The organism is Psychrobacter piscatorii (genome assembly GCF_001444505.1).
Classification (GTDB): domain Bacteria; phylum Pseudomonadota; class Gammaproteobacteria; order Pseudomonadales; family Moraxellaceae; genus Psychrobacter; species Psychrobacter piscatorii_B.
The window spans coordinates 1-8729 of record NZ_LNDJ01000117.1 but is presented as its reverse complement, the minus strand read 5'-3'; the positions used below and the strand labels follow the sequence as shown (position 1 = coordinate 8729).

The window sequence follows — 8729 nt, the reverse complement described above, 5'->3', positions numbered from 1 at the left end:
AATGGTATAGCAAGATTAAACGCTATTTTTCGCAGCCTCTGGAGACGCAGTCACAGCAAGCAAGAAAAGTAGCGTTTAATCGAGCGCGTTTCCTATGCTGTATCAATTTTATTGAGGTTCTACTGTAGCTCAATAGAATATAAAAAGCCCAGTAATATAACATTACTGGGCTTTTTTAAAGCAAATGATTTTTAATGACACTTAGTAAGACAGCTCAGCACGGCGGTTTTGTGCATAAGCATCTTCGGTGTTGCCAGCCGCTGCAGGACGTTCTTCACCATAGCTAATGACACGGATGTTGTTGGCGGCGACACCCTGAGCAGCAAGATAATTACGTGCTGCTTGGGCGCGGCGCTCACCGAGTGCCATATTGTATTCACGGCTACCGCGCTCATCAGTATGTCCTGCGATAACGACACCAGCTGCTGGGTTTGAGTTTAATAGGCTCACGTGTTGGTTAAGGACACTCGCCGCTTGCGCAGTGATTTCGCTGCTATCAAAAGCAAAGTAGACAACCGCTTGTAAGTTTTCAGCACCAGTAATGACAGCGGCTGAGTTATCAACGATGACGGCACCATTATAGCCAACTTGACCACCTGGAATACCTAGCGGCGCGACCACAACTTCTGAGGTAGCACGTTTAGTCGCACAACCTGTAGTGATTGCAACGGCGCTTGATAGTACAGCTAAAACAGCGATCTTAGAAAAACTGATTGACATGACGAGCTCCTAAAATTTTAATTAAATTTATTTTTTAAACTGCTTACGATAAAACTCAGGCAATCTTTATCCATCATATACTAACTGTTAATTTATGTAAGTATTTTTACTGTAAATAACGATAGATAGATATGTAACGTATCACCAGCGGTGTTTGCCCCAGTTTTCAGGATTGGCCCAGTAATCAGCATTGAGCCAATTCGGTAGCTGTTTATAATCATATAAATTGAACTGCCAAAGCGCCGCTGATACAGTGGAAGATGTTATGGATTCAATATCACTAATATCTAAAGATGGCTCGCTTAAGACATCAAATGGCGTAAACCCATAAGGTTTCAAATCAATGGAACTATCAAGCGCAACCAGCAAGTGTGCTGCATAGAGATCACGATAACGCATGAGGGCAGGGATGTATTGATGTAACAGCTCTTTTGAGAGGGTGGGTAGCCAAAAGCAAGCAAGCTCGTATCGTTCAAGCACAGGCTGTTTAGCAAGCTCTGATAAAGTGGAGACGTGCCATGCTTCAGCTGATACGTTATTATCATCTTTAACATTCGTATCTTTAATATGTGTAGTTTTCTTGAGCTGTGTTTGCAGAGTTGATAATTCTGTTTTGTCGTGTGCTACCCATAACAGCTGAGTAGTGTCATCAGTCTGTCTAGTCATCGTTTGTGCTTGTTTATCAAGTGAGCTATCAAGCGAAGGCATGAGAGCATCAACATACTCTATCAGTAGAGGTAACGTGATCTTTGAGTATTTGGCAGTGTGTGTTGTCATATAATAAGCCGTTTATGAAAGGTGAGTTATTAGTGCGCCTATTAAATCATTTTCATCGGCATTATCCAATTGATAACGTGAGCCAATTGTTGATTTAATCATTCATATAGAGGCTAACCAACACACATGAATGTATACGAGGAAATGTATATGAAGGATAAACTCAGTTATCTCGATGCCCATACTTGAAATATAAGGATTTAGGTCTATCTACCTATAAGCAGGAAACCATATATAACATGCGCCCGTTGTGACTTTCATTGTGACTTTGAGCGCCATAAACGTTGCTATCAAGACGAAAGCTATAATGCGAATAGCAAAACAATAACACTCATAACATATCATCAATAATAATAGGAAATTACCATGTCTACTGCTGAAACCGATGCTCAGATCATCAACCCTGAAATGCCAGATGTACCCCCACATGCACCAAGTAAAATTAATCTAAAGGATTACCAAAGACCAAGTTTTGATGTGGAAACGGTCCATTTGAACATTAAGCTGTTTGAAGATTATGCTCAGGTAAATAGTACGCTTAAGATGGTACGCCAAACCACAGGGGATATTATCTTATTTGGCGAATCGTTAGAGCTGCTGTCTATTATCATGAATGATAAAGCGTTAACATCTGAGCACTACCAGCAAGAAGATGGCAAGCTAACGATTTATGAAGCACCTGATGAGGTTATCTTAGACATTCAGGTACGTATCTGCCCGCAAACTAACACCGCGCTTGAAGGTCTATACATGGCAGGTAGTGGTGACGACACCATGTTTGTGACTCAGTGCGAACCAGAAGGTTTCCGTAAGATTACTTTTTATCCTGATCGCCCTGATGTACTCGCGATATTTACCACTCGACTGGAAGCCGATAAGCGCTATCCGACGTTATTGGCTAACGGTAATTTAGTTGAAGCAGGCGAGGTTGCTGATGCGCCAGAGCGTCATTATGCGATTTGGCAGGATCCAACCAACAAGCCCAGCTATTTATTTGCCTGTGTTATTGCTGATTTGGATGTGTTGACAGACTCTTATACGACCAGCGAAGGTCGGGACGTATTACTTGAGGTTTACGCAAAATCTGCCGATATCGATAAATGTGATGTTGGTATGCAAGCCTTAAAAGATGCCATGAAGTGGGATGAGGTCAATTACGGCCGAGCCTATGATTTAGATCGCTATATGATTGTGGCAGTCAGTCAGTTCAATATGGGCGCAATGGAGAATAAGGGTCTTAATATCTTTAACACCGCTTGTGTGTTATCTAGCCCTGAGACTACTACCGATGCGCGCAGTTTTAGCGTAAAAGCCATCATCGCCCATGAGTATTTTCACAACTGGACGGGCAACCGTATTACTTGCCGTGATTGGTTCCAATTGTGCTTAAAAGAAGGTTTTACGGTTTACCGTGATCAGTCGTTTTCAGCAGATCAGCAATCAAGTGCGGTACAGCGTATTGATGATGTGGCGACCTTGCGTGCACATCAATTTGCAGAGGATGCAGGCCCATTAGCACATCCAGTACGCCCAGAGAGCTTTGTTGAGATTAATAACTTTTATACGACAACCGTCTATGAGAAAGGCGCTGAAATCGTACGAATGATTGCGAACACATTAGGGCCGGATGATTTTCGCAAAGGAACAGACGAGTATTTCCGTCGTTACGATGGACAAGCGGTCACGGTAGAAGACTTTTTATCAGCCCTTAGCATCACTGATGACAAAATCGAGGACTTTATCGACTGGTATCGTCAGCCAGGTACGCCAGTGGTATCGGGCTCTCAAACTTATGATAGTGCAGCGCAGACATTAACGATTACTTTGAATCAGCAAACACGTCATGTGAAAGGCTTTGATGCACCAAAACCGTTGCCGATACCTGTAGCAACCACACTGTTTGATAAAGATTCAGGCGCTATCGTCGCTGAGCGTATGTTATTGCTTGACGAGGCGACGCAAACGTTTGTGTTTGAAAATGTCGCAAGTGAGCCTGTTGTGTCTTTACTGCGTGATTTTAGTGCGCCAGTACAGCTCAACTATGATTACCAAGATGCAGACTTAGCATTTTTGCTCAAGCATGAAATCAATGGGTTTAACCGCTGGCAAGTCACCCAAATGCTGGTAAACCGTATTTTACTGCAAAGCCAAGGCGCGAAGAGCAGTCCTGATGTGTATTTAGAAGCCTTGGCACAGACGTTGCCCGTTTTAGCAGCTGATGATGCGATGCTGGCTGCACGATTACTTGATATTCCATCAGCGCAAGAGCTGGCTTCTGCTATTCCTCAAGACTACGATCCGGTACTAGTGAAAGAGCAGCGCGATGGGCTATATCAGCAAGTAGCAGATAAATTAAAAGATCAATGGGCTACGTTGTACAATGATCTGCCAATGCAGTCTTATGAAGACAGTGCTCAAGCTCGAGGCATTCGTGCGCTGCGTAATGTGGTGCTTGATATGGCACTGACTGCTAACGTCGAAGGTGCAGCCGACTGGGCACAACAGCAATATGATCATGCTAGCTGTATGACAGAGCGTTTTGGTGCGTTGAAGGCGATGGTTAACCATCAGCTGCCAAAAGCCAATGATTATTTGACCGATTTCTATAAGCGTTTCCAAGCAAACGATCTGGTGATTGATTTGTGGTTCAGTGTGCAAGCCGCCGCTGATGATGTGACACCTGATGTTATCAAGTCGTTAATTGCGCATACCGATTTTGATTGGAATACCCCTAATCGTGTCCGTTCAGTTATCGGTGCCTTTAGCTCGCAACCAACAGTACTATGGACAGCAGAGGGTCTGAAGATGTATACAGACGTGATCAAAAAACTCGATGATGCCAACCCTGTATTGGCGTCGCGACTGCTACAAGTGCTGGCACGCTGGAATACCTTGGCTGAACCACGTCGTCAAATGGCACATGAGCAGCTAACAGACTTACGCAAGAACGTTGCATCCAAGCATGTGCTTGAAAGCTTAGAGAGTGTATTAGGTGCTGCAAATAGCTGATTGATAATAGCTAGGAAATAATTTAGCTGTAGTATTAACTTTAAAATAAAGCCAACCTCAAACTAGAGTTGGCTTTATTTAATTGAGCGTATAGCATTAATTGTCATTAAGAATTAAGCTGCTCAAGAAAATGTTTTTCTTAAAATTCTCCCAATAAAAAGCCCCTTTCGTATCAGTACGAAAAGGGCTTTCTAGTTTTTGCTTGACGATATACTATCGTTAATGGCTATTAGCGGTTTGGTAGCACATCTTTTACCATATCACGCAAGCCGCGCAATGCGGTGACAGTGCTATCCCAGTCTAGACAGCCATCAGTGATAGATTTACCGTACTCAAGCTGACTTAAATCAGCGGTTAGTTTTTGATTGCCGCCTTTTAGGTGACTCTCAATCATCATGCCAATGATTGATTTATTACCATTTTGAATTTGCTCAGCGACGTTTTGGATAACCATCGGCTGTAAGTAAGGATCTTTACCTGAGTTGGCATGGCTTGAGTCAATCATGATTTTGCCATTGGTTTTACCTTTTGCCAGTTCGTTCTCAACTTGAGCAACTGCCGTTTCATCATAATTAGGCTTGCCATTACCACCGCGGAGTACCACGTGTGCGTAAGGGTTGCCTTTCGATTTGATGATAGAGACCTTACCATCTGAGGATAGACCTAGGAAGCTATGCCCTTCTTTAACGGCTTGCATCGCATTGACAGCAACCGTCATACCGCCGTCAGTACCGTTTTTGAAGCCAACTGGGCAAGATAAGCCTGAGCTCATTTCACGGTGTGTTTGGCTCTCGGTGGTACGGGCGCCAATCGCTGACCAGCTGATCAAATCCTGCATGTACTGCGGCGTGTTTGGATCAAGGGCTTCAGTCGCACAAGGCAAGCCTTTTTCATTCAAATCAAGCAATAACTTGCGAGCAGTACGCAAGCCCTTTTCGATATCAAAGCTGTCATTCATGTCAGGGTCATTAATCATACCCTTCCAACCGACCGTGGTACGAGGTTTTTCAAAATAAACACGCATGACGACAAATACGCTGTCTTCGATCTCTTTTGCCAATACGGCTAAGCGATCGGCATACTCATGGGCCGCTTTAATATCGTGGATAGAGCAGGGTCCAATGACCACAAACAGACGCTTGTCTTTACCGTCCAAGATATTTTGGATCGTTTGGCGACCGTTTAGTACGGTTTTGTATGCATCGTCTGACAGAGGTAGCTCAGCTTTTAGCTCAGCGGGAGTAATCAAAGGAATAAATTTTTCAATATTCACGTCGTCAATGTCTGCATTATGGGTAACTGATGTTGTCATGGTTATATATCGTCTAGCTGATTTATAGGAATATTCATTATGCGGACAAAAGTGTTGGTTGACAAGGGTAGTCCGGTAGTTAATTGACTGATAACTGGAATGAGGAAACTAAAACTTAGTTATACTTACACATGATTAAGGTTATATTTGAATTCGCAAATGCACGTTTGGTATTTCGTTTTTCTGTCTATTAATAAGGATGAATTAAGTGCTGGGTGCTCAACGATCAGATTTTATGCGTGAATTTAGCTATTTGTATCATCGTCACGTATGATAGCGACCGCGATGGCTTTATGATTGCGCACTAAAACGATTGCACACTAAAACATGAATGCCAAAAAATAGACACAGATAAAATGTGTATGTCATCAACCTCTATCATTGACTGACTGTGTTATATTTTACAACAACGATTTATTTTATTTGTATATCTTCAATATTGAGAGCTTGTCATGACAGATTCTGCTACGTCTCATCCACATACTGATTCCATCAGCCAAACAGAGACGGATTTTAATAAACCTAAAACGACTGCCACGTCGCTAGTGATAGCCATTGTCGCAGGTGAAGTGTCAGGTGACAGTTTAGGCGCAGATTTTATGCAACAGATGAATAATCTGCGTGATGACATCGTTTGGGTAGGCGTGGGCGGCACTAAGATGCAAACGCAAGGATTGCAAAGCATTTTTCCATTAGAGCGTTTGGCAGTGATGGGTCTGGTTGAAGTCATGGCGCAGCTACCATATTTGCTCAAAGCACGCCGCGAGCTATTGAGTGCGTTTAAGACAGCCAATATCGATTGGTTTATTGGTATCGATGCACCTGATTTTAACCTACGGGTCGCTAAAAAACTCAAGCCACAAGGCGTGTTCTGTGTGCAATATGTCAGTCCTTCTATTTGGGCATGGCGTGAGTCGCGTATCCATAATATTAAAGCGGCGACCCATTTGGTATTGTGCCTATTCCCATTTGAGCTACCGGTTTATGAGCGTCATAATCATCCGGCGATCTGTGTGGGGCATCCGTTGCTACGAACCATTGATCAAGCATTGATAGACACGCCAATCAATCAGCGCCGTAGCGAGCTGGTCTGGCACAATGATGGTTTACAGCAGTTTTTTATTGAACGGTTTGATGATGTAAGCCAGCTTATCTGCGTGATGCCTGGCTCTCGGCGTGGTGAGATTACCGCTATCTTGCCATTGATGCTTGACGGCATTCAAAAGCTCATATTATTAGACCCAAAGCTGTGTTTTATCATTCCAACGGTTGATCAAAATCACCAATATATTGTGCAAGAAGTCATTGATCAATGCTCAGAGCAGCTGCGGGCAGCTATTGTCGTCGTTTATGATGATACTCAGCCAGAGTTTAGTCAGCATGCGATGGCAGCGTCAGATATCGTGATGCTAGCCTCTGGGACAGCAACATTGGAGGCAATGCTGCTTGAGCGTCCGATGGTGGTGGTTTATCAATTGAATCAGATCACTTATCAGATTGCCAAACGTCTGGTAAAAGTGCCTTATGTGGCACTGCCTAACATTTTGGCTAATGCGCCGATTGTGCCTGAGCTTATTCAAGAGCAGGCAAGTGGGGATAATATTTGCCGTACGGTAATGCGTCTATTACAATCGCGTGCTTATGCTGAGCAATTAAAAGATCTGCTCGCGACAAAGCACACGTTGCAGCAGCAAAGTAATCATGAGCCAGCGAATAGCGTGATTGAACAATATTTTATGAGCGATAGTAATGCTCCTAATCTCACCTAACCTAGAAAGACTTTTTAATATTATGCAAATTCAACCTAGCACAAAAAACCTAGCCCAGATAATTGACGTCAGTATTGATCATATTGATGTCAAAGGGCAGTATATTCAATTGGCGGCGCCTATACGCTTATATGGACAGTTGAATACCTCTAAGCTGTTTGCTCAATATGAGCGCGATGAAGCGCAACGCTTAGAACAGTCAATATTAAAAATTGGCGTTGATGAAGCAGGACGTGGACCGTTACTAGGTAGTGTCAATGTGGCCGCCGCGATATTGCCTGCGTCTTGGTCAGGATTGATTGAAGAACAACCACTCAAAGACACACCATTGTCGATACTGACAGACTCCAAAAAACTGAGTGAAAAAAAGCGCGATCTTCTTTATCCATTGGTACAACAGCATGCAGTCAGTTATATTATCGCTGATATACCAGCAGCTGTCATCGATCAAGTCAATATTTTGCAGGCTACCATGCTCGGTATGCGGTTATGTATCGAAGCTTTGCTAGAAGCAGTTTTTAAATATCTTTCTAAAACTAAAAGTCTTGGCATATCACTTGATAAATTACAGGTAGAGGCGTTGTTTGATGGTAATCGTTGTCCTGAGCTGAATGATGCTATATTTGATGGATTGGACATCTCGCCATCTTCTGTTGACTGCCAAGCATGGGTGAAGGGTGATGCACGTCATACCAGTATCGCAGCGGCTAGTATATTGGCAAAGGTGAGCCGTGATGAGACCATGTATGCCCTTGATATGCAGCATCCAGAATACGGTATTGCCAAACATAAAGGCTATCCAACTCGCGCACATATGGAAGCCATTGAGAGACATGGTGTCTTATCAGCACATAGGCGCAGCTTTGCGCCAGTGAGAAAGGCATTAGAGAGCTAATTTTAAACGACAATATCTCGTCTAGAAATCGTCTAATAATAAAGATTTAATGTACCAGCAGAAAGAAGATATATACCTATGTTAACAAACAGGCAAATTTCCGGAAAAATAACGAGCGAAAATTTATAAAATGTAATACAATATGTTGCTCTTGGTATAAAGTACTGTTAAATCAATGACTAAGCTTTTATTTTGAGTTTTATTCTCACTATGAATTATATATAGTCAATCCCACTTAAAAATGTTA

General features: G+C 42.8%; 6 protein-coding genes. 3 read left to right on the top strand and 3 right to left on the bottom strand.

Features of this window, described 5'->3' with window-relative positions:
- Positions 1-201 precede the first annotated feature (201 nt).
- Entirely contained in the window at positions 202-720 is a 519-nt protein-coding gene (pal, locus tag AS194_RS12185) for a peptidoglycan-associated lipoprotein Pal (RefSeq protein WP_058025758.1), read from the bottom strand.
- A gap of 141 nt (positions 721-861) precedes the next feature.
- Positions 862-1497, bottom strand: coding sequence for a DUF6231 family protein (locus tag AS194_RS12180; protein ID WP_058025757.1), 636 nt, complete (start codon positions 1495-1497; stop codon positions 862-864).
- A gap of 408 nt (positions 1498-1905) precedes the next feature.
- Between AS194_RS12180 and pepN the strand changes: the two genes are divergently transcribed.
- Complete coding sequence (pepN, locus tag AS194_RS12175; RefSeq protein ID WP_058025759.1) at positions 1906-4506, top strand: aminopeptidase N; 2601 nt, start codon at positions 1906-1908, stop codon at positions 4504-4506.
- Positions 4507-4735: 229 nt separating this feature from the next.
- On the opposite strand, the gene AS194_RS12170 is transcribed toward pepN, so the two are convergent.
- Complete coding sequence (locus tag AS194_RS12170) at positions 4736-5818, bottom strand: 3-deoxy-7-phosphoheptulonate synthase (RefSeq protein ID WP_058025756.1); 1083 nt, start codon at positions 5816-5818, stop codon at positions 4736-4738.
- Positions 5819-6270: 452 nt separating this feature from the next.
- On the opposite strand from AS194_RS12170, the gene lpxB reads away from it, so the two are divergent.
- Complete coding sequence (gene lpxB / locus AS194_RS12165) at positions 6271-7587, top strand: lipid-A-disaccharide synthase (RefSeq protein WP_058025755.1); 1317 nt, start codon at positions 6271-6273, stop codon at positions 7585-7587.
- Between the two features lie 22 nt (positions 7588-7609).
- Entirely contained in the window at positions 7610-8482 is an 873-nt protein-coding gene (locus tag AS194_RS12160; RefSeq protein WP_058025754.1) for a ribonuclease HII, read from the top strand.
- The last annotated feature ends 247 nt before the right edge of the window (positions 8483-8729 follow it).

Excerpts from the sequence above, each read along its gene's own strand:
- AS194_RS12160 (WP_058025754.1), top strand. The coding sequence starts at position 7,610 with ATGCAAATTCAACCTAGCACAAAAAACCTAGCCCAGATAATTGACGTC.
- lpxB (WP_058025755.1), top strand. The coding sequence starts at position 6,271 with ATGACAGATTCTGCTACGTCTCATCCACATACTGATTCCATCAGCCAA.
- pal (WP_058025758.1), bottom strand. The coding sequence starts at position 720 with ATGTCAATCAGTTTTTCTAAGATCGCTGTTTTAGCTGTACTATCAAGC.
- pepN (WP_058025759.1), top strand. The coding sequence starts at position 1,906 with ATGCCAGATGTACCCCCACATGCACCAAGTAAAATTAATCTAAAGGAT.
- AS194_RS12180 (WP_058025757.1), bottom strand. The coding sequence starts at position 1,497 with ATGACAACACACACTGCCAAATACTCAAAGATCACGTTACCTCTACTG.
- AS194_RS12170 (WP_058025756.1), bottom strand. The coding sequence starts at position 5,818 with ATGACAACATCAGTTACCCATAATGCAGACATTGACGACGTGAATATT.